Raw genomic sequence first — 22,213 nt, forward strand, 5'->3', positions numbered from 1 at the left:
ACAAAAACGCCGCGATCATCGCGGCGTTTTTGCGTGCGGCGTTCGGTCTTCAGTAACTGTCTTGCGGCAGGCTGGCAATGATCGAGCGGTAGCTGTTCATGCGCTGCTGTTGCACGCGGCCGTCCTCAAGACCCTTGAGCAGGGCGCAGCCCGGTTCGCGGTCATGCTTGCAGTCACGAAAGCGGCAGGTACCGATCAGGTCGTTGAACTCGATGAAACCTGCCTCTACGTCGGCACGACTGACGTGCCCCAGGCCGAACTCCCGGATGCCCGGTGAGTCGATCAGATCGCCGCCGCGCGGGAAGTGGAACAGGCGGGCGGTGGTCGTGGTGTGTGTGCCCTGACCGGAAACTTCGGACAGCGGACCGACCCGAGTGTCCGTTTCCGGCAACAGGCTGTTGACCAGCGAGGACTTGCCGACGCCGGACTGGCCGACGAACACGCTGATGTGCCCGTCAAGCTGGCTTTGCAGGCTCTGCATGCCATCACCGTGGTGTGCGGACACTTCCAGCACCGGGTAACCCAGCGTGCGGTAGACCGCCAGCAGCGCATTGAGCGCGGGCGCATTCTGTTCGTCGATCAGGTCGGCCTTGTTGAGCAGCAGCAACGGACGAATCCCGGCATGCTCGGCGGCCACCAGATAGCGGTCGATCAGGTTGGCATGCGGTTCGGGCATCGGCGCGAAGACGATCACGATCAGGTCGACGTTGGCAGCCACAGGCTTGAGCTGGCCGCGTGAATCCGGGCGGCGCAGTTCGGTGGTGCGAGGCAGTTGCGCGACGATGACGCCAATGCCCTGATTGCCGGCGCGCCATACCACGCGATCACCGGTTACCAGCGCAGGCAGGTTGGCGCGCAGGTGGCAGCGAAAGACCTGACCGGTCGCTTCGCCTTCCTGGGCCTCGACTTCGACTTGCACGCCGAAGTGAGCGATCACCAGGCCCGTCTGCTCGGGGCCGAGGTCGCCACCCTCAAGTGTTTCAAGCGTAGCGGACTCGCGTTTTGCCGCGCGGGCAGCACGCTCGCCCTGAATTTTTTCGATGCGCCAGTTCTGACGACGATTGAGTTGGCGTTTGGCCATGGGTGTTCCGATGTGATGTAACCGATGAATTAGGCAGTACGATGGATCGGCAGGAGTCTAGCACGGCAGGGTGAGCTAAACTGCGCGCCTACGCTGAGGAGTCGACACATGCAGAACAAGCAGAACCTGATCTGGATCGATCTGGAAATGACCGGTCTGGACCCTGATACCGATGTCATTATCGAAATGGCCACGATCATCACCGATAGCGAGCTGAACACCCTGGCCGAAGGTCCGGTGATCGCCGTGCATCAGAGCGACGAGACGCTGGCGAAAATGGACGAGTGGAACACTCGCCAGCACGGCGGTTCGGGCCTGACCCAGCGCGTGCGGGAAAGTACCGTCAGCATGGCTGAAGCCGAGGCGCAGACCCTTGAGTTCATCAAGCTGTGGGTGCCAGAGCGCAGTTCGCCGATCTGTGGCAACAGCATCTGCCAGGATCGCCGCTTCCTGTATCGCCACATGCCGACGCTGGAAAACTACTTCCACTACCGCAACCTGGATGTCTCGACCCTCAAGGAACTGGCTGCGCGCTGGTCTCCCGAGCTGAAATTCAAAAAAGGCAGCACCCACCTGGCGCTCGACGACATCCGCGAGTCGATTGCCGAGCTGCGCTTTTATCGTGAGCACTTCATCAAGGCCTGATCGAGACTCGCGCGTGCAGTGAATAATCTTCGCTGCACTCTTTCAGTGCGTTGGTCGGCTGGTTAGACTGCGCGCCTTTGTCGCAGAGTCGCCGCCAATGTTGCTGATGCTTTATCTGATCGCTATCACTGCTGAAGCCATGACGGGAGCCCTGTCTGCAGGGCGTCGCGGGATGGACTGGTTCGGCGTGGTGCTGATTGCCTGCGTCACGGCGCTGGGTGGCGGGTCGGTGCGCGACGTGCTGATCGGTCATTACCCGCTGACCTGGGTCAAGCACCCGGAGTATCTGGTTCTGACCAGTGTGGCGGCGCTGGTGACGATCTTCATCGCGCCATTGATGCGTCACCTGCGCTCACTGTTTCTGGTGCTCGACGCACTGGGGCTGGTGGCCTTTACCCTGATCGGCTGCATGACCGCGCTGGAGGCCGGGCACGGTCTGCTGATCGCGTCAGTCTGCGGCGTGATCACCGGGGTTTTCGGTGGCATCCTGCGTGACATCTTCTGCAACGACATCCCGCTGATCTTTCGCCGCGAGCTGTACGCCAGCGTGTCTTTTCTGGCCGCATGGTGTTTTCTGCTGTGCCAGTACCTGCAGTTGCCGAACGAGCAAGCGGTGCTGATCACCCTGTTCGGCGGCCTGCTGCTGCGCCTGCTGGCAATTCGTTTCCGCTGGGAAATGCCCAAGTTTGTCTATAAAGACGAGCCTTGAAGAGGGGAGAAGGCCGCGAGCGGCATGCCCAAGCCAGTCTTGTGGGAGGCAATGTTGTTCAGTCATAACCATGTAGGAGCGAGCCGGGCTACGCTTCGCTTGCTCGCGAAGGCTGACTGACAGAGGCATAAATCTCCGGCGATGGTCCCTGCCTCTTCGCGAGCAAGCTCGCTCCCACAGGAATATCCAGGGGTACCTTTAACGTGGCGCCACGCCGTGCCGCTGCAGCGCCCATTCCACATGTTCCCTGACCAGTTCCGAAGGATAGTCGCGCCGTGCTTGCAGGGCCTCGATCACCGGGATGGTAGAGGGCGCATTGCCCAGCCCCACGGCCAGATTGCGTAGCCAGCGCTCATAACCCGCCCGGCGCAGTGGCGAACCTTCGGTGCTGCCGAGGAATTTCTCTTCATCCCACAGAAACAGCTCGGCCAGCCCCGCGTTGTCCAGATTATGGCGCGGCTGAAAGTCGCTCTGCTCGGTTGGCCGGGCGAAGCGGTTCCACGGGCAGACGATCTGGCAATCGTCACAGCCGAACACCCGGTTGCCGATCAATGGCCGCAACTCTTCGGGGATCGCCGTCTTCAGCTCGATGGTCAGATAGGAAATGCAGCGCCGCGCGTCCAGCACGTAAGGGCCGATAAACGCGGCGGTCGGGCAGATGTCCAGGCAGGCTGTACAGCGACCGCAATGTTCGGTCGCATGAGGTGCGTCGACCGGCAACGGGATATCGACAAACAGCTCGCCGAGAAAGAAGAAGCTACCCGCCTTGCGGTTGAGCACCAGCGTGTTCTTGCCGATCCAGCCCAGCCCGGCCTGTTCGGCGATGGCCTTTTCCAGCACAGGCGCGCTGTCCACGAAGGCCCTAAAGCCAAACGGTCCGATGGCCTGCTGAATACGCTCGGCCAGTTGCTGCAGGCGCTTGCGGATGAGTTTGTGATAATCACGGCCCAGCGCGTAGCGTGAGACATAGGCTTTTTCCGGCTCGGTCAGGCGCTGCGCCATCTCGGTGTCGCCCGGCAGATAATCCATGCGCAGCGACACCACGCGCAGCGTTCCCGGCACCAGCTCATCGGGGTGGGAACGTTTGCTGCCATGGGCTGCCATATAGTCCATTTCCCCGTGATAGCCTGCATCGAGCCAGCGTTGCAGATGCTGCTCGTGCTCTGCCAGGTCCAGGCCGCTGATCCCGACTTCCTGAAAACCCAGCTCACGCCCCCACGCCTTGATTGAGACGGCAAGGGCGGCAAGATCATCGGAAGTAGGAAGTACAGCAGTAATAGCGGACATGCGCAGAGAGAAACCGGGGCCAAGGTGCGTATAATTCTGCCAGACATCGGAGCCCATAGACGCATGTTCGACACTAAACCTCATTTACCCGACGCGCTGTACAGCGCTGCGCAGGTTCGCGACCTCGACGCACGGCTGATTGCGGCCGGTACACCCGGCCTGGAATTGATGCTGCGCGCTGCGCAAGCGTTGTGGCACACCTTGCTTCGGCGCTGGCCGGAGGCCAACGAGCTGACCGTATTGGCCGGGCGTGGCAACAACGCCGGTGACGGGTATCTGGTGGCTGCCATGGCGCACAAGGCCGGCTGGCAGGTCAGGGTGCTGGCTGTCGGCGACCCGGCCGCACTGACGGGGGATGCCGCGTCGGCGCATGCTGCGGCTTTCGGTATTGATATTCAGGCATGGGCCGGGCAGCCGCTGGTCGGTGTCGTGCTGGATGCCTTGCTTGGCACCGGGCTCGAAGGCAAGGTGCGCGAGCCCTATGTCTCGGCCATCAACGCTATCAACGACAGTGGTCTGCCCGTCGTGGCCGTGGATATTCCGTCTGGCTTGAGCGCAGATACCGGCCAGACGCTGGGTGTCGCGGTGCGTGCCGATGTGACCGTTACGTTCATCGGCCTCAAAGTGGGGTTGTTGACGGGCGATGCGGCGGATCTGGTAGGTGAGCTGATTTTCGACGACCTGCGTACAGACCCGGCGTTGGTGGCGCAGGCGCCGTTCAGTGCGAAGCGCCTCGATAAACACAACCTGCCGCAACTGGCAGCACGCCCGCGAACCGCCCATAAAGGTATGTTTGGCCGGGTGCTGGTCATCGGTGGCGATCACGGTTTTGGTGGCGCAGCGTTGCTCAGCGCCGAAAGCGCCCTGCGCAGCGGTGCAGGCATGCTGACGCTGGCGACAAGGCCCGAGCATGTTCCGGCCGCCCTGACGCGCATGCCGGAGATCATGAGCGCGGCGATTCATTCGGCCAACCAGCTGATGGGCTTGATCGAGCCAGCCAGCGTGTTGGTGGTCGGTCCCGGACTGGGCCAGGCGGCCTGGGGGCGCAGCCTGCTGTCGGCGGCTGCCAACGCGGATCGTCCGCAGGTGTGGGACGCCGATGCGCTGAACATGCTGGCCGCCGGGCTGGTCAGCCTGCCCAAAGGCAGTGTCATCACCCCGCATCCGGGCGAGGCGGCGCGGTTGCTGGGCGTGGGCATCAAGGACGTTCAGGCTGACCGGGCTGCTGCAGTGCGGGCGCTGGCGCGTAAATTCGATACGGTTTGTGTGCTCAAAGGCTCCGGCAGCCTGATTGCCGATGCCAGCGGGCAACTGGCGCTGTGCGACCGCGGTCATCCGGCCATGGCCACCGCGGGGCTGGGTGACGTACTGGCCGGATTGACCGGCGCGCTGATGGCGCAGCATCTCAAGCCTTTCGACGCGGCCTGTCTGGCCGTGTGGCTGCACGCAAGCGCCGGTCAGAAAGTCGGTGAGTGCGGTCGAGGGCTGGCCGCCAGCGATATTATTCCTGCCATTCGTCAGTTATTGGAGGAGCTGCAACCGTGTCTGATTTAACGCTGCATGTGGTGGGCGAAGAGGCAATGATGGATTTTGGTGCACGTCTGGCCAAGGTCACTGAAGGCCTTGGCGTCATCTTTCTGGATGGCGATCTGGGCGCTGGAAAAACCACGCTTTCGCGGGGATTGATTCGCGGCTTCGGGCATGTCGGGGCCGTCAAGAGTCCTACTTTCACGCTGGTCGAACCTTACGAAATCGGCGCGATAAAGGTGTTTCACTTTGACCTTTACCGGCTGGTCGATCCGGAAGAGCTCGAGTACATGGGCGTGCGTGATTACTTCGACGGCGACGCACTTTGTCTGATTGAATGGCCCCAGCGTGGTGCAGGCTTTTTGCCAAAGCCTGACCTGACCATTACCATTGGGCCGCACGGAGAAGGTCGGTCCGTGATATTGAGCCCGCTGGGCTCGCTTGGCGAACGTTGGTGTGCCACTTTGGCTTTGGAATTCAAATAGATATGGGGTTAGGTATGCGCATGCGCGCGCTGGTTACTGTAGTTGGTCTGCTGTTGATGGCCCTGGCTGTCGAGGCGGTTGCCGCTACGCAAGTACGAAGTGTCCGCTTATGGCGTGCGCCGGATAACACTCGTCTGGTCTTCGACCTGACTGGGCCGGTCCAGCACAGCCTGTTTACCCTGACTTCGCCTGACCGTCTGGTGATCGATATCAATGGTGCGACGCTTGGCGGCCCCTTGAACGTACCGACGGCCAATACGCCGATCAGCAGCATGCGTTCTGCGCAGCGCACGCCTACCGACCTGCGCGTGGTCATCGACCTGAAAAAGGGTGTGACCCCGAAGAGCTTCACGCTGGCGCCGAATCAGCAATACGGCAACCGTCTGGTGGTCGACCTGTACGACAACGCCGCCGATGCCAATCCGACACCTGTGATTCCCGACACCGCAGCCAACACCGCGCCCGCGGTTCCGGTCAGCCCGGCCAAGCCTGAAATCAAGCTGACCCCGGTGCCGAACGGCAAGCGCGACATCGTCGTGGTGATCGATGCCGGGCACGGCGGGGAAGACCCTGGTGCCTCGGGCGGTGCCGGTCAGAAAGAGAAAAACGTGGTGCTGTCGATTGCCAAGGAGTTGCAGCGCCAGGTGAATGCCGAGAAAGGCTACCGCGCCGAACTGACGCGCACCGGCGACTACTTTATTCCGCTGCGTAAACGTACCGAGATCGCCCGCTCCAAGGGCGCCGATCTGTTTGTGTCGATCCACGCCGACGCCGCGCCGTCCTCCGCTGCGTTCGGCGCATCAGTGTTCGCCCTGTCCGATCGGGGGGCCACTTCTGAAACCGCACGCTGGCTGGCGGACAGTGAAAACCGTTCCGACCTGATTGGTGGTGCCGGCGCGGTCAGCCTCGACGACAAGGACCGCATGCTCGCGGGCGTGTTGCTGGACCTGTCCATGACCGCGTCGCTGTCTTCGAGCCTGAACGTTGGCCAGAAGGTATTGAGCAATATTGGCCGCGTGACCTCGCTGCACAAGTCACGTGTCGAGCAGGCGGGCTTCATGGTGCTCAAGTCGCCGGATATTCCGTCGATTCTGGTGGAAACCGGCTTCATCTCCAACGCCAATGAGGCCAACAAGCTCGGTTCTGCGTCGCATCAGCAGGCGCTGGCGCGTTCGATCACGTCGGGCGTCAAACAGTTCTTCCAGCAGAACCCGCCGCAGGGCACCTATATCGCCTGGCTGCGTGATAACGGCAAGCTGGCCCAAGGGCCGCGCAATCACGTCGTTCGTTCCGGCGAAACCCTGGCCATGCTCGCCGCGCGCTACGACATGAACATCGCCACTTTGCGCAGCGCCAACAATCTGAAGTCCGATGAATTGAAGATCGGCCAGGATCTGCGTATTCCAAGTTCCGAGGTGGCGACTCAGTAATGACCGATCTCCTGCTCGACGGCGCCGAAGCCGATAACGCTAAGACTGCCCTGAACGCAGCACGCATCGAACTGCTCAGTCCGCGTCTGGCCAACCAGATTGCGGCGGGCGAAGTTGTCGAGCGTCCGGCTTCGGTGATCAAGGAGCTGCTGGAAAACAGCCTCGACTCCGGCGCGCGGCGCATCGATGTCGACGTCGAGCAGGCCGGTATCAAACTGTTGAAAGTGCGTGACGATGGCAGCGGTATCTCTTCGGACGATCTGCCATTGGCGCTGGCACGCCACGCGACCAGCAAGATTCGCGACCTGGAAGACCTCGAGCGGGTCATGAGCCTGGGGTTTCGCGGCGAAGCGCTTGCTTCGATCAGCTCCGTGGCGCGTCTGACCCTGACCTCGCGCACCCGCGACGCCGATCAGGCGTGGCAGGTCGAAACCGAAGGTCGTGACATGGCGCCACGCGTGCAACCGGCCGCGCATCCGGTAGGCACCTCCGTTGAAGTGCGCGACCTGTTCTTCAACACGCCGGCCCGACGCAAGTTTCTGAAAGCCGAAAAAACCGAATTCGATCATTTGCAGGAAGTCATCAAGCGCATGGCGCTGGCGCGTTTCGACGTGGCCTTCCACCTGCGTCATAACGGCAAGACCGTGCTGAGCCTGCATGAAGCGCATGATGACACCGCCAGAGCGCGACGTGTCTCGGCAATCTGCGGGCCGGGGTTTCTGGAGCAGGCGCTGCCCATCGAGATCGAGCGCAATGGCCTGCATCTGTGGGGCTGGGTCGGGTTGCCGACTTTCTCGCGCAGCCAGGCCGACCTGCAATATTTCTTCGTGAATGGCCGGGCAGTGCGCGACAAGCTGGTCGCCCACGCGGTGCGTCAGGCGTATCGCGACGTGCTGTTCAATGGCCGTCATCCGACCTTTGTGCTGTTCTTCGAGGTCGATCCGGCCGCTGTGGACGTCAACGTTCACCCGACCAAGCATGAAGTGCGCTTCCGCGACGGGCGCATGGTGCATGACTTCCTGTATGGCACCCTTTACCGTGCGCTGGGCGATGTGCGCCCTGAAAATCAGCTGGGTGGCAGTGTGCCGGTTGTCGCCGAGACCCGCCCGAGCGGACCTGAAGCGGGTGAATTCGGGCCGCAGGGTGAAATGCGTCTGGCCAACAATGTGCTGGAGCAGCCCCAGGGCGAGCCGTTTTCCCGGCCTGCTGCCGGTGGCGGCGCTGGCAGCGGTTATCAGTATCAATACACGCCTCGGCCCACCGCTGGCGTGCCGGTGGCCGAAGCGCAAAGCGCTTACCGTGAATTCTTCGCGCCGCTGCCCAGTGCCGCGCCCGCGTCGCTGCCTGAATCGCCCGGTGACATTCCGCCGCTGGGTTATGCGCTGGCGCAGCTCAAGGGTATCTACATTCTTGCTGAAAACGCTCACGGCCTGGTGCTGGTGGACATGCATGCCGCCCACGAGCGGATCATGTACGAGCGCCTTAAAATAGCCATGGCCAACGAAGGCCTGAGCGGCCAGCCATTGCTGGTGCCCGAGTCCATCGCGGTCAGCCAGCGTGAAGCGGATTGCGCCGAAGAGCACCTTGCGACTTTCCAGCGCCTGGGCTTCGAACTTCAACGGCTCGGCCCGGAAACCCTGGCGATCCGCCAGATCCCTGCATTGCTCAAACAGGCCGAAGCCAACCGGCTGGTCAGCGATGTACTGGCCGACCTCATGGAATACGGCACCAGCGACCGGGTGCAGGCGCACATGAACGAGCTGCTCGGCACCATGGCCTGCCACGGCGCGATTCGCGCCAACCGGCGTCTGGCCATCCCGGAAATGAACGGCCTGCTGCGCGACATGGAAAACACCGAGCGCAGCGGGCAATGCAACCACGGTCGTCCTACCTGGACCCAGATGGGTCTCAATGACCTGGATAAATTATTCCTGCGCGGTCAATGAATGAACGCTTTACCTCCGGCCATCTTTCTCATGGGGCCTACCGCTGCCGGCAAGACCGACCTTGCGATAGAACTGACTAAAGTGCTGCCCTGCGAGTTGATCAGCGTCGATTCTGCGCTGGTCTATCGCGGCATGGACATCGGCACCGCCAAGCCGTCGAAGACGCAGCTGGCTGAACATCCTCACCGTCTGATCGATATTCTCGACCCGGCGCAAAGCTACTCCGCAGCCGATTTTCGCAGTGACGCTCTGGCGGCCATGGCGGAAATTACCGCACGCGGAAATATTCCTTTGCTGGTCGGCGGCACTATGTTGTATTTCAAGGCTCTATTGGACGGGCTGGCGGACATGCCGGCGGCCGATGCACAGGTCAGGGCGCAGCTTGAGGCAGATGCACAGGCCTTCGGCTGGCAGGCATTGCACGATCAATTGGCGGTGGTCGATCCCGTTTCGGCGGCCCGTATTCACCCCAACGATCCGCAACGGCTGATCAGGGCGCTCGAGGTGTATCGCGTCAGCGGAATGAGCATGACGGCACATCGCGAGCAACAAACTGCGCAAAGTACCGAAGCAGCCGCATCAGGGCGCCAGCAATTGCCCTATACTGTCGCGAACCTTGCCATCGCTCCGGCTGATCGCAAGGTGCTGCACCAACGCATCGCGCTACGTTTCGAGCAAATGCTGGATCAGGGGTTTCTGGACGAAGTACTGGCATTGCGCTCAAGAGGTGACCTGCATTCGGGGTTGCCATCGATAAGAGCCGTCGGTTATCGCCAGGTCTGGGATCACCTGGATGGGAAGCTGACGCGGGATGAAATGCAGGAGCGCGGCATCATTGCAACGCGCCAGCTGGCCAAAAGGCAGTTCACCTGGCTACGCAGCTGGGAGGACTTGCACTGGCTGGACAGCCTGGCCAGCGACAATCTGTCGCGCGCCTTGAAATACCTGGGATCGGTCTCCATATTGAGCTGAGTCCCTGCAATAGCCGTCTATCCTTGGGGGGTGGTCGGTCAAGCTAATCGAATTCGATTTTTTATTTTATTGATCCTTAAAGGAGTGCGGCACATGTCAAAAGGGCATTCGCTACAAGACCCTTACCTGAATACCTTGCGTAAAGAGAAGGTCGGGGTATCGATCTATCTGGTCAACGGTATCAAGCTGCAGGGTACGATCGAGTCTTTCGACCAGTTCGTCATTTTGCTGAAGAACACGGTCAGCCAGATGGTCTACAAACACGCTATTTCCACCGTCGTACCGGTTCGCCCGATCCGCCTGCCAAGCGCTACAGACGCTGACGGCGCGGACGCCGAGCCAGGTAACGCCTGATAGGAGTCTGCCTTGTTCTTTGAGCGCCACAGTGGTGGTGAACGTGCAATTCTCGTTCATCTGGATGGTCAGGACCCTGAGGCGCGCGAAGATCCGCAGGAGTTTCAGGAATTGGCCATCTCGGCCGGTGCCGATACCGTTGCGTTTATCAACGTGCCGCGTCATCGGCCTTCGGCCAAGTATCTGATCGGCTCTGGCAAGGTCGAAGAGCTTCGCGATCAGGTCAAGGCCGAACAGGCCGATCTGGTCATCTTCAATCACACCCTCACGCCCAGTCAGGAACGCAACCTCGAACGCGTTTTCGAGTGTCGTGTGCTTGATCGCACCGGTCTGATTCTCGATATCTTTGCGCAACGGGCGCGTACTCACGAAGGCAAGCTTCAGGTCGAACTGGCCCAGCTTGAGCACATGAGTACCCGTCTGGTCCGTGGCTGGACCCACCTTGAGCGACAGAAAGGTGGTATCGGCCTGCGCGGTCCGGGTGAAACCCAGCTTGAAACCGACCGACGTCTATTGCGGGTTCGCCTGCGGCAGATCAAGGGACGGCTGGAGAAGGTTCGCAGCCAGCGTGATCAGGCCCGTCGCGGGCGTCGTCGCGCAGATATTCCATCGGTTTCACTGGTGGGGTATACCAACGCCGGCAAATCGACCCTGTTCAATTCGGTAACCGATTCGGATGTGTTTGCGGCAGACCAGTTGTTCGCCACACTCGATCCGACCCTGCGTCGTCTGCAACTCGATGACCTGGGGCCTATCGTGCTGGCCGATACCGTGGGCTTCATTCGCCATCTGCCGCACAAGCTGGTTGAGGCCTTCCGCGCGACGCTTGAAGAATCGAGCAACTCCGATTTACTGCTGCATGTGATCGACTCCCACGAGCCGGATCGCATGTCGCAGATCGAGCAGGTCATGGCGGTGCTTGGCGAGATCGGCGCCGAGGGCTTGCCGATCCTCGAGGTCTATAACAAACTCGATCTGCTTGAAGGCGTAGAGCCTCAGATACAGCGCGATGCCGATGGCAAGCCGCAGCGTGTCTGGGTTTCTGCCCGTGATGGTCGAGGGCTTGATCTGCTCAAACAGGCTATCGCCGAATTGCTCGGCGACGACCTGTTCGTCGGCACGCTGCTTCTGCCTCAGAGTCTTGCCCGGCTGCGTGCCCAGTTCTTTGAGCTGGGTGCGGTGCAGAGCGAAACGCATGATGAGGAAGGTGCCAGTGTGCTGGCCGTACGACTGCCGCGCGTTGAACTCAATCGACTGGTGAGTCGCGAAGGATTGCAGCCGCTGGAGTTCATCGAGCAACACACTTTGCAATAAAAGCACGAGAAAGCCGTTGTACGGCTTTCCCGAGCATTCTGTAGCATTGGTCGGCGCGCCGCGGGCGCGTCTTTGCTTTATCAGATGGAGAGCGCTATGGCTTGGAATGAGCCGGGTGGCAACTCGAATAATCAAGATCCCTGGGGTGGCAAACGCCGTGGCGGCGACCGCAAGGGACCACCTGATCTCGACGAGGCCTTCCGTAAGCTGCAGGAAAGCCTGAAGGGGTTGTTCGGCGGCGGTAACAAACGCGGCAGCGATGGCGGCGGCAGTGGCAGTGGTGGCGGTTCAGGCAAGGGCGGCGGCTTCGGCCTGCTCGGCATCGGGCTTGTCGTGCTAGTCGCTTTCTGGCTTTACAGCGCTATCTATGTGGTTGACGAGCAAGAGCAGGCTGTCGTGCTGCGTTTCGGTCAGTACCACGAGACCGTGGGCCCGGGTCTTAACATCTACTTCCCGCCGTTCGATCGCAAGTACATGGAGAACGTGACTCGCGAGCGTGCCTACAGCAAGCAGGGCCAGATGCTCACCGAAGACGAGAACATCGTCGAAGTGCCGCTGACCGTGCAATACAAGATCAGCGATCTTCAGGCGTTCGTGCTGAACGTCGATCAGCCTGAAATCAGCCTGCAGCACGCGACTGAAAGTGCGTTGCGCCATGTCGTGGGTTCCACGGCGATGGATCAGGTGCTGACTGAAGGCCGCGAACTGATGGCCAGCGAAATCAAGGAGCGTCTGCAACGCTTCCTGGATACCTACCGCACCGGCATCACCGTGACCCAGGTGAACGTACAGAGCGCCGCCGCGCCGCGTGAAGTGCAGGAAGCCTTTGATGACGTGATCCGCGCCCGTGAAGACGAGCAGCGTGCACGCAACCAGGCTGAAAGCTACGCCAATGGTGTGATCCCGGAAGCCCGTGGTCAGGCTCAGCGTATTCTCGAAGATGCCAACGGTTACCGCGATGAAGTGGTTTCGCGTGCCAAGGGTGAGGCGGATCGCTTTACCAAACTGGTTGCCGAGTACCGCAAGGCTCCTGAAGTCACCCGTCAGCGTCTGTATCTGGACACCATGCAGGAAGTCTTCAGCAATACCAGCAAGGTGCTCGTGACCGGCGACAAGGGGCAGAACAATCTGCTTTATCTGCCGCTCGACAAGATGATCGAGAGCAGCCGCAGCAGTAACGGCAATGGCTCCAATTCAGGTACGCCATCGCAGTCGGCCAATGATGCTGCCGCTGCTGCCGCCGCTGCCCGGGCGAATGAGGCTCAGCAGCGTGGTGAAGTACGTACCAGGGAGACTCGCTGATGAGTAACAAATCGCTGATCGCCCTCATTGTTGGCGTGATACTGGCCGTCATTGCCTGGAACAGCTTCTACATCGTGTCCCAGACAGAGCGTGCGGTCCTGCTGCAATTCGGTCGTGTGGTCCAGGCTGACGTTCAGCCGGGTCTGCATGTGAAGGTTCCTTACGTGAACCAGGTGCGCAAGTTCGACGGTCGTTTGCTGACCCTCGATGCACCGACCCAGCGCTTCCTGACACTGGAAAAGAAAGCGGTCATGGTCGATGCCTACGCCAAGTGGCGTGTGAAGGATGCGGAGCGTTTCTACACCGCGACTTCCGGCCTCAAGCAGATTGCCGACGAGCGTCTTTCGCGTCGTCTGGAATCCGGCCTGCGTGACCAGTTCGGCAAGCGCACCCTGCACGAAGTCGTGTCGGGTGAGCGAGACGCGCTGATGGCCGATATCACCGGTTCGCTGAACCGCATGGCCGAGAAGGAGCTGGGTATCGAAGTCGTCGATGTCCGGGTCAAGGCCATCGATCTGCCGAAGGAAGTGAATCGCAGCGTTTTCGAACGTATGAGCACCGAGCGTGAGCGTGAAGCGCGCGAGCACCGTGCCAAGGGTAACGAGCTGGCTGAAGGCATCCGTGCCGACGCCGATCGTCAGCGTCGTGTGCTGCTGGCCGAAGCCTATCGCGAGTCGGAAGAAGCGCGTGGTGATGGTGATGCCCAGGCTGCCGCGATCTACTCCAAGGCGTATGGTCAGGACCAGGAGTTCTACGCGTTCTATCGCAGCCTGCGTGCCTACCGCGAAAGCTTTGCGAACAAGAGCGACGTGATGGTGCTTGATCCGAACAGTGAATTCTTTCGCTACATGGAAAAAGCCAAGCCGTAATTAATCATCCGCCGGGCGGCAAAACCGCCCGGTGGGGTGAACGTACGGTGAAACGTGTGTATCATGCGGCAGCCGGGAAATTCCCGGCTTTTTTGCGTCTGCACGATTGATTGGCCGTATCTGAATCGGAACGCGGCAAGATTTTTCGAGGAAAGTGGTCTGCAAGGCCTGTCTCGGGCATTTGTCGTGCCCGTCATACGGCGCACCACTTTCTGCTTCACTCAAGGTCGGCCCGTAGGCTGGCCGCCTGGATCACAGGGGAATGGCGTAATGGCAACGGTCGACCGCTGGCTGCTACCAGATGGCATCGAAGAAGTACTGCCACCGGAAGCGGCGCGCATTGAAGTAGCGCGCCGTCAGGTGTTGGATCTGTTTCAGAGCTGGGGCTATGAGTTTGTCGTCACCCCGCATATCGAGTATCTCGAGTCCCTGCTGACTGGCGCGGGTTCGGATCTGGATCTGCGCACCTTCAAGGTTATCGACCCGCAATCGGGCCGGCAGATGGGCTTTCGCGCCGACATCACGCCGCAGGTTGCACGCATCGATGCGCACACCCTGAAACGTGAAGGCCCGAGCCGTCTGTGCTACGCGGGCAGCGTTCTGCATGCCCAGCCGCGCGCGCTGTCGTCCTCGCGCAGCCCGATACAACTGGGTGCCGAGTTGTACGGCGATGCGAGCCCGAGCAGCGACGTCGAAGTCATCAGCCTGATGCTGGCCATGCTGCAACTGGCCGATGTGCCGGATGTGCATATGGACCTCGGGCATGTCGGTATCTATCGCGGTCTGGCGCGTGCCGCCGGCCTGTCGGGTGAAGTCGAGCAGCAGTTGTTCGATGCACTGCAGCGCAAGGCCATCGATGAGGTGATTGCCCTGACCGCCGATCTGCCGCCAGAGCTGGCAACGATGCTGCGCGCACTGGTCGATCTGTGCGGTGGTCGTGAGGTGCTGGACGCCGCACGTGATCGTCTGGCCGGCGCACCTGCGCCGGTGCTGGCCGCGCTGGATGACCTGCTGTCGATCGCCGAGCGTCTGACTGCGCGTTTCCCGCAGTTGCCGCTGTACTTTGATCTCGGCGAACTGCGCGGCTACCACTACCACACCGGTGTGGTGTTCGCGGTATTCGTACCGGGCGTGGGCCAGTCGATCGCTCAGGGCGGTCGTTACGATGACATCGGCGCCGACTTCGGTCGTGCCCGCCCGGCGACCGGCTTTTCCACCGACCTGAAAACCCTGGTTACCCTGGGGCAGGCAGAAATCGTACTACCGTCTGGTGGCATCTGGGTGCCGGACAGTACGGATGCGGCACTCTGGCAGATGGTTTGCCAGTTGCGCAGTGAAGGTCAGCGTGTGGTTCAGGCCTTGCCTGGGCAGCAGGCGAGCGCCGCGCGTGAAGCCGACTGTGACCGGCAATTGATTCAGCATGGCGAGCACTGGCAGGTAATGCCGCTGGCTTCTTGAGTATTCCTGCCGGCCGCCGCCGGCACCAAGTTTGCGTGAATGAGGACAAGTGTTATGGGTAAGAATGTCGTAGTCCTGGGCACTCAATGGGGTGATGAGGGCAAAGGCAAGATCGTTGATCTGCTGACCGAACATGCTACCGCCGTAGTTCGCTATCAGGGTGGCCACAACGCTGGCCACACACTGGTGATCGACGGTGAGAAAACCGTATTGCACCTGATTCCGTCCGGTGTGCTGCGCGAAGGCGTGCAGTGCCTGATCGGTAACGGTGTGGTGGTTGCTCCCGACGCGCTCCTGCGCGAAATCATCAAGCTGGAAGAGAAAGGCATTCCGGTGCGCGAGCGCCTGCGCATCAGCCCGTCCTGCCCGCTGATCCTGTCGTATCACGTGGCACTCGACCAGGCGCGTGAAAAGGCCCGTGGCGAGTTCAAGATCGGCACCACCGGTCGCGGCATCGGCCCCGCTTACGAAGACAAGGTTGCACGTCGCGGTCTGCGCATCGGCGACCTGTTCCATCGCGAGCGTTTCGCCGCCAAGCTGGGCGAACTGCTCGACTACCACAACTTCGTGCTGGTCAATTACTACAAAGAGCCTGCCATCGACTTCCAGAAGACACTCGACGAGTGCATGGAATACGCTGACATGCTCAAGCCGCTGATGCTTGACGTCACCGCTGCGCTGCATGAAATGCGTCGCGACGGCAAAGACATCATGTTCGAAGGTGCCCAGGGTTCGCTGCTGGACATCGACCACGGTACCTACCCGTACGTCACCAGCTCCAACACCACTGCGGGCGGCATTGCCACCGGTTCCGGTTTTGGTCCGATGTACCTGGATTACATCCTGGGCATCACCAAGGCCTACACCACGCGCGTGGGTTCGGGTCCGTTCCCGACCGAACTGTTTGACGATGTCGGTGCCTTCCTGGCCAAGCGCGGTCACGAGTTCGGTGCTACCACCGGTCGCGCCCGCCGTTGCGGCTGGTTCGATGCGGTCATCCTGCGTCGCGCTATCGAAATCAACAGCATTTCGGGTCTGTGCCTGACCAAGCTGGACGTGCTCGACGGTCTGGAAACCATCAACATCTGCATCGGCTACGAGAACGAAGAAGGCGCGGTCATCGACGCGCCTACCGACGCGGACAGCTACCTCGGCCTGCGTCCGGTCTACGAAGAAATGCCGGGCTGGAGCGAGTCCACACTGGGTGCCAAGACCCTTGAAGAGCTGCCGGCCGCTGCACGCGCCTACATCAAGCGCGTCGAAGAGCTGGTTGGTGCGCCTATCGATATCATTTCGACCGGTCCTGACCGCAACGAAACCATCGTACTGCGTCACCCGTTCGGCTGATCCATTGCCGAGCACACAAAGAGGGCCGCATTTGCGGCCCTTTTTGCGTTCCGCGTCGGGTGGATTCAATGCGGAAAAAAGTGAGACTTGTGTCACGGCACGGCGCTTGCTACAAAGATGACAGAAAAGTGCCATCATTTTAGTGGCGCTGTGGGTGGAAGGATTCTCCTGTGTCTGCAGTCTTGTCTCTCTTGCAAAGTCGTCTGCTGCGCCCGGTCTTTATTGCGCTGGGCATTGCCCTTTTGGTGCAGGTCATCGTGGCGGTTGCGCTTACCCGGAGCACGGTCACCGCGCTTGAGGCTGATCTCGCCAACCGTCTCGGGGTAGATTCGCAACATCTTTCCGCAGAGCTGGAGTCGGCGAGTAGCGAAGTGACATCGAGTCTCGATGCGTTGTCATCCAGCACTCGTCAGCGCCTGAGTGTCGGGCTTTCTACCCGCCTGAAGGACGAGCAGGCTCAACTGCGTGCCACGCTGGAGAAAGACCTTCGCGAGTCCGCGACCGACATGGCCGAACTGCTGGCTGCCGTCGCTCCGCGCGCCATGTGGGACAACGACACTCCGACGCTTTCCGAATTCGCACGCCGTGCCCAGCGCAATCCCAACGTACTGTTCGTCGTTTATGACGACGCCGCAGGTGAGCACCTTACGCGTTACATGAATCGCGACAATCCGCTGGTCAAGGCCCTGCTGGCCAAGGGTGAGGGCGAGCGGGCGATGGACAAGGTCCTCAATGCGGCGAAAAACGATCCTTCCGTGTATTACGTTGAAGCGTCCATCAGCCCTAACGGTGTCGAGATCGGCAAGGTGCGCATGGGTGTGTCAACGGCAACGGTCGAAGAGAACCTTGCCGCCCTGGACAAGCGTTTCGCGACCCTGATCACCAGTGGTGAACAATTGGTGTCTGACAGCCTTGCCAGTGCCTCGAAAGACAGCTCGACGGCCTTGCGCACGCGTCTGCAGTCGGCTCAGGCAGCAGGGGTGGCGATGACCGCCAACACGCGTGTTGCGGTTCAGGAAGCTGCCGAAACACTGCGCTGGAGAATCGGCATGGGTCTGGCGCTGGTCGGCCTGTGTGTCTTGCTGTTACTGGCGGTGGTGCTCGGACGTCGGGTTGTCAGCAAGTTGCATCTGTTGATCGCTGCACTCAATGACCTGGCGGCGGGCGAGGGCGATCTGACCAAGCGCGTCAAGCTGGACAGCAATGACGAGATTGGTGATATGTCGGCGGCGGTCAACCGCTTCATCGACAAGCTGCAACCTATCGTCCGCGAGGCGGGCGAAGTGGCGCAGCGCACCGGGCAGGAAATCGGTGTCATGAGCGAGCGTAACGCCGGTGCTGATGCGGCGGCCGAATTGCAGCGGGACGAAGTGGCGGCCAGCCTCAAAGCGCTGGAGCAGATGGCCGACGAGGCGCAGTCGGAAAGCCATGCGATGCAGGCAGCCCTGCGTCAGGTGATCGATATCAAACAGGCAACCGATGAAAACACCCGTACCTCCAGTCAGGTTGGCGGGTTGATCGAAGCGCTGGCCGGGCAGGTTGAGACGGGGGCGCAAGTGATCGAGCGTCTGGCGCAGCAAAGCCAGCAGATCGAGGTGGTGTTGGAGGTCATTCATGGTATTGCCGAGCAAACCAACCTGCTGGCGTTGAACGCAGCCATCGAAGCGGCTCGCGCAGGTGAGACGGGCAGAGGCTTTGCCGTGGTGGCTGACGAAGTGCGTGCGCTGGCCAGCAAGACCCAAAGCTCGACGGGCGATATTCAGGAGCACATCGTGGCCTTGCAGCGCGGCGCGAAAGAGGCGGTCGCAGCCATCGGCATCGCCGGGCGCCAGGCCAAGGAAGGTCTTGAGGTGCTGCGCGACAGCGCCAAGCGGCAGCAGACGGTGCAAGCTTCCGTGGAGCAGGTGCATGCGGCCATTGGTCTGGCGACCAAGGCGGCCGTTCATCAGGCTGAAGGCGCCCAGGCGGTGCGTGGTCGGGTAGAGGTGATCCATGCTCAGGCCGAGCGTGCTGCCAAGGCGGTGGTGGAAACGACCGCCAGCGGTAAGGTGCTCGATGGGCTGGCTGCACAGTTGAAGGCGAGCCTGGGGCAGTTTCGGGCTTGAGAGGGTGAACGCGTTCGTAAAAAGGCCTTGGATTATGCCAGGGCCTGCGAAACGCGTAGAACGAAATTTTTAACGTGCTGAATAGCCGGCGTATTGGTGCATTGATTTTAATGGCGCCAGTTTCAGTGTCCGAGTCCCTGCAGACAATTTTTATTTTTCTTTAATGTCTACCTGTTACTTCTGATGGTTATGCCGATGACAGCAAGTCGTCTACAGTGAGTAGACGCTTATGAGGTTGAATAAGCTTTCTGCTCTGTGCTCGAACCACTGGCACACTTAATGTTTGTATTTCTTTCTAAGGATGGATTGAATATGGCTTCTATATGGAATGGGGCGCAAGTCCCTGTAATTCTCGGCGGGTTTAGCAAGGTGGATGCCGCTAAAAACGTGGTATATATGAACTTAGGCTTTCCCGACAAAATGTCAGTGCCCCCAACGGAATCGGATAAGTCCTACCTGGCAGGGCGGGGGCTCAGCGTCAAATTGTCTGCAATTTCTAGTGTAAGTGCTATCTGGCTAAATTTCGCGGTGGGTGAGTATGTTGAACTCCAGTTCGATGGCCCCCCCGGTTCGCTGGTCAGTTGGCGTCAAGGTTTCAAAGTAAAGGATGCGGTGGGGGGTGATAACCGTACTTTTATAGTACCGTCAGAGTATTTAAAGAGACTCGCAGGTCGAACAGCAACACTTAAGTATGTTGTCACGCCAGTTGTTGGCAAGCCTCGTACATCGGGAATTCTCACCTTCGAGATTCGTGGCCTTTACCTACCGGCTCTCAACGTGATTGAAGTTGTCGATGATACGATCGATCTCAATAAAATTAGCTCCAAAGGAGCCGTCAAGTATGTAACCATCAGTGTGGACTACAAGGATATGCGCGATGGGGATCAAGTCAGGGTAATCATGGAGGGTCTCGACGAAAAACAGCAGGCTGTTACCCAGAGCGATTTACGCCCTGTCAGTTCCGGCAACTTAAGCAGTAATCCAAATTTTCGGCCCATGACGTTTATTTGGAGAGAAGAGAAAATCAAGGTGTTCAATGGCGGCGTGGATATTTACTACCAGGTCTACAGAGAGGGCATCTGGTACAACTCGATCAAGCGCAGTCTCTATGTGGGGTCACGCCTTGTTGGCTTGGCGCCCTTTCTTCAGGACGATGACCATCAGAACATTGTCGGGCCCCTTGACCCGGATAAAGTTTTTGGATACGTCAATGTGCGTATTCCTTTCTCCGGAACGCTGGTCAACGACAAGATTACAATGTTCTGGCATGATTCTTCACTACAGAATAGGTTGACAGAGACGCTTACCGTTACTCCGGGAAACGTCGATCAGGATTTGAACATTGAGGTGTATCTCGACAGAACCATCAATTCATATCGAGGTAAGTTCGTCACAGTTTATTACCAGATTGAGCGTACCCTGCCGGGTGGTCAGAACCTCCGCTTTAACTCTCCTGCATACAAATTCTTTGTCGGTACCCAGCAGGAACAGGACGCTGCTGACTCCAGAGTGTTGAAGGGCGCCGTTGTTGGGGGGGTTAAGGATGGCAGTATGGATGTGTCTTTAGTGCGCACCGGTACGACGCTTACTGTGCCTTTTGCAGAGACTGAGGAGGGCGACAAGGTTACGGCGTATTGGCAGTTGGCCGAGGGTGGCGCCCCCACTGTGTTGGGCACCCAGGCCGTTGTGGCTGCCAATGTCAATAATGACTTGGTATTCAACATTTCTGCTGCGACCGTCAATACAGCGCTCAACAAGAAGGCCACTGCTTATTACGTCATCGAGCGTCAGGGGCTGGATGGCAAGCCGCGGAAGTTCAGGTCTCAAGAAGCGTCGTTTTCGGTAGGCCCCCAATTGGCTGACCTTTCGCTGCCTACTCCAGAGGTTCCGGCGGTTGTGGATGCGGTGCTTAATCCTATGGTCGCGCTAAATGGTACAAAAGTCGTCATTCGGCCTAGCGCGGCTTTTGCTGTTGGCGATACGGTTCGACTCTTCTTTAGCGGAACTGGCGGCGCTGGAACGCCGGATATTGCAACGCAGACGGTGAGCAGCTTAAGCCAGGCGTTGGAGTTCATTATTCCGGCCTCGGCAATTGGCGCGAATATGGGAAGCGTTGTCTGGGTCTACTATAATGTCACGCGCAACGGATTGGCCAGGCCGATAGAGTCTCAAGAAAACCTTTTCAAAATTGAGAGGCTTGGTCTGGACAACTTTTCTGCGCCGGTGATCGCGCAAGCGCCCGGAGGGGTTCTGGATCTGGCCGCGGTCAACACCGACATCGTTATCGTGCTCAAGGCGTGGCTGTTCATGGCGGCGGGTCAACTAGTGTGGTTGAGTCTGCAAGGTGTTGCCAAAGATGGCAGTTTCCTGGAGATCAACGTCTGGACAGCCAAACCGTTGACTGGCACCGAGGCGCAGCAGGATCTGGCGATAACGGTCGCTCGTGCCGAGTTCGATAAGCTGGCGGATGGCAGCGAGTTCGAAGTGTTTGCAAAAGTCAGTGTCGATCAAGACATCGAAGATCTCTATGCTGAAGAGTTTCCTGTGCTGACGGTGGCCATAAAATCGCAAGTTAACCCCTCGGGCGGTGGTTCCACAGGGGGCGCTTCGGGCACCGGTTCCACAGGAGGCGCTTCGGGCACTGGTTCCACAGGGGGCACTTCGGGCGCTGGTTCGACAGGAGGCGCTTCGGGCACTGGTTCCACAGGGGGCGCTTCGGGCACTGGTTCCACAGGAGGCGCTTCGGGCACTGGTTCCACAGGGGGCGCTTCGGGCGCTGGTTCGACAGGAGGCGCTTCGGGCACTGGTTCGACAGGAGGCACTTCGGGTGCTGGTTCCACAGGAGGCGCTTCGGGCACTGGTTCCACAGGGGGCGCTTCTGGCGCTGGTTCGACAGGGGGCGCTTCGGGCACTGGTTCCACAGGAGGCGCTTCGGGCACTGGTTCCTCAGGGGGCGCTTCGGGCGCTGGTTCATCTGCGACGGTCCCTGTTCAGGGTGTATCCAAACTGGAGTACCTGAATGTCGATACCTACACGAAGTGTAAAGAAATCGCCGACAGCAGAAACAAAGGTCTTGTCATCCCGGATCTGGCAACCTGGCGCAGGTTGCGTGCTGAAGGTGGTGGGAAGCTGGATATCGATTTTCCGGCAGCGCCCGCGGGGCAGCAGTGGGCGCGCAGGGTCTGGGCAAGTGACGGTGGTTTGTTCACCAGAAAGTGCTATTACCCTGATAACGACACAGATAAAGATCTTTCAGACATAAAAATCGGCGGAGAGGTGGCCTATGGCTTCGCTTTGAAGCCATAACGGAGTGTGTCCGTTATGGACTTGGCTTGCTCAGTCGCCAGGATGAGCAAGCCAAAAAGCAAAAAACCGAGCCATT

General features: G+C 59.9%; 17 protein-coding genes. 15 read left to right on the plus strand and 2 right to left on the minus strand.

Annotated features, from left to right (window positions below; translation table 11 throughout):
* Nucleotides 1-49: 49 nt before the first annotated feature.
* On the minus strand, nt 50-1,081 hold the full coding sequence (gene rsgA, locus JOE39_RS22390; protein ID WP_003317188.1) for a small ribosomal subunit biogenesis GTPase RsgA: 1,032 nt from the start codon (nt 1,079-1,081) through the stop codon (nt 50-52).
* Between the two features lie 108 nt (nt 1,082-1,189).
* Between rsgA and orn the strand changes: the two genes are divergently transcribed.
* Both orn and JOE39_RS22400 read left to right on the plus strand, forming a co-directional pair.
* A complete protein-coding gene (gene orn, locus JOE39_RS22395) occupies nt 1,190-1,726 on the plus strand; it encodes an oligoribonuclease (RefSeq protein ID WP_003342999.1) in 537 nt (178 codons plus the stop codon).
* A 97-nt stretch (nt 1,727-1,823) separates the two neighbouring features.
* On the plus strand, nt 1,824-2,435 hold the full coding sequence (locus JOE39_RS22400; protein WP_003343002.1) for a trimeric intracellular cation channel family protein: 612 nt from the start codon (nt 1,824-1,826) through the stop codon (nt 2,433-2,435).
* A 198-nt stretch (nt 2,436-2,633) separates the two neighbouring features.
* Here the strand turns inward: JOE39_RS22400 and queG are convergent, their stop codons facing one another.
* Nucleotides 2,634-3,722 carry a tRNA epoxyqueuosine(34) reductase QueG gene (gene queG, locus JOE39_RS22405; protein ID WP_024649466.1) on the minus strand — a complete coding sequence of 363 codons (1,089 nt, stop codon included), beginning with the start codon at nt 3,720-3,722 and terminating at the stop codon, nt 2,634-2,636.
* Between the two features lie 63 nt (nt 3,723-3,785).
* Here queG and JOE39_RS22410 point away from each other — a divergent pair, with 63 nt between their 5' ends.
* The 13 genes from JOE39_RS22410 (at nt 3,786) to JOE39_RS26430 (ending at nt 22,137) form a co-directional block, all read left to right on the plus strand.
* Entirely contained in the window at nt 3,786-5,276 is a 1,491-nt protein-coding gene (locus JOE39_RS22410; protein WP_122220663.1) for an NAD(P)H-hydrate dehydratase, read from the plus strand.
* The gene (gene tsaE, locus JOE39_RS22415; protein WP_210078258.1) at nt 5,264-5,734 is read left to right on the plus strand and encodes a tRNA (adenosine(37)-N6)-threonylcarbamoyltransferase complex ATPase subunit type 1 TsaE; all 471 of its coding nucleotides are present in this window, start codon (nt 5,264-5,266) and stop codon (nt 5,732-5,734) included. The genes JOE39_RS22410 and tsaE overlap by 13 nt, the downstream gene beginning before the upstream one ends.
* A gap of 2 nt (nt 5,735-5,736) precedes the next feature.
* A complete protein-coding gene (locus tag JOE39_RS22420) occupies nt 5,737-7,164 on the plus strand; it encodes an N-acetylmuramoyl-L-alanine amidase (RefSeq protein WP_198702760.1) in 1,428 nt (475 codons plus the stop codon).
* Complete coding sequence (gene mutL / locus JOE39_RS22425; protein ID WP_245227500.1) at nt 7,164-9,110, plus strand: DNA mismatch repair endonuclease MutL; 1,947 nt, start codon at nt 7,164-7,166, stop codon at nt 9,108-9,110. The genes JOE39_RS22420 and mutL overlap by 1 nt, the downstream gene beginning before the upstream one ends.
* A complete protein-coding gene (miaA, locus tag JOE39_RS22430) occupies nt 9,111-10,082 on the plus strand; it encodes a tRNA (adenosine(37)-N6)-dimethylallyltransferase MiaA (protein WP_003393538.1) in 972 nt (323 codons plus the stop codon).
* A 93-nt stretch (nt 10,083-10,175) separates the two neighbouring features.
* Complete coding sequence (hfq, locus tag JOE39_RS22435; protein ID WP_002551819.1) at nt 10,176-10,436, plus strand: RNA chaperone Hfq; 261 nt, start codon at nt 10,176-10,178, stop codon at nt 10,434-10,436.
* A gap of 12 nt (nt 10,437-10,448) precedes the next feature.
* Complete coding sequence (gene hflX / locus JOE39_RS22440; RefSeq protein ID WP_002551820.1) at nt 10,449-11,750, plus strand: ribosome rescue GTPase HflX; 1,302 nt, start codon at nt 10,449-10,451, stop codon at nt 11,748-11,750.
* Between the two features lie 96 nt (nt 11,751-11,846).
* Nucleotides 11,847-13,052, plus strand: coding sequence for an FtsH protease activity modulator HflK (gene hflK, locus JOE39_RS22445; RefSeq protein ID WP_003393536.1), 1,206 nt, complete (start codon nt 11,847-11,849; stop codon nt 13,050-13,052).
* Entirely contained in the window at nt 13,052-13,921 is an 870-nt protein-coding gene (gene hflC, locus JOE39_RS22450; protein ID WP_003393535.1) for a protease modulator HflC, read from the plus strand. The genes hflK and hflC overlap by 1 nt, the downstream gene beginning before the upstream one ends.
* Nucleotides 13,922-14,191: 270 nt before the next feature.
* The gene (locus tag JOE39_RS22455) at nt 14,192-15,379 is read left to right on the plus strand and encodes an ATP phosphoribosyltransferase regulatory subunit (protein WP_016567069.1); all 1,188 of its coding nucleotides are present in this window, start codon (nt 14,192-14,194) and stop codon (nt 15,377-15,379) included.
* Nucleotides 15,380-15,433: 54 nt separating this feature from the next.
* Complete coding sequence (locus JOE39_RS22460) at nt 15,434-16,726, plus strand: adenylosuccinate synthase (protein ID WP_003422343.1); 1,293 nt, start codon at nt 15,434-15,436, stop codon at nt 16,724-16,726.
* Nucleotides 16,727-16,896: 170 nt separating this feature from the next.
* Nucleotides 16,897-18,831, plus strand: a complete 1,935-nt coding sequence (locus JOE39_RS22465; RefSeq protein ID WP_210078256.1) for a methyl-accepting chemotaxis protein — start codon at nt 16,897-16,899, stop codon at nt 18,829-18,831.
* Nucleotides 18,832-19,143: 312 nt separating this feature from the next.
* Entirely contained in the window at nt 19,144-22,137 is a 2,994-nt protein-coding gene (locus JOE39_RS26430; protein WP_245227501.1) for a hypothetical protein, read from the plus strand.
* Nucleotides 22,138-22,213 lie beyond the last annotated feature (76 nt).

The organism is Pseudomonas sp. PvP100, from assembly GCF_017833055.1.
In the GTDB taxonomy this organism is placed as follows: domain Bacteria; phylum Pseudomonadota; class Gammaproteobacteria; order Pseudomonadales; family Pseudomonadaceae; genus Aquipseudomonas; species Aquipseudomonas syringae.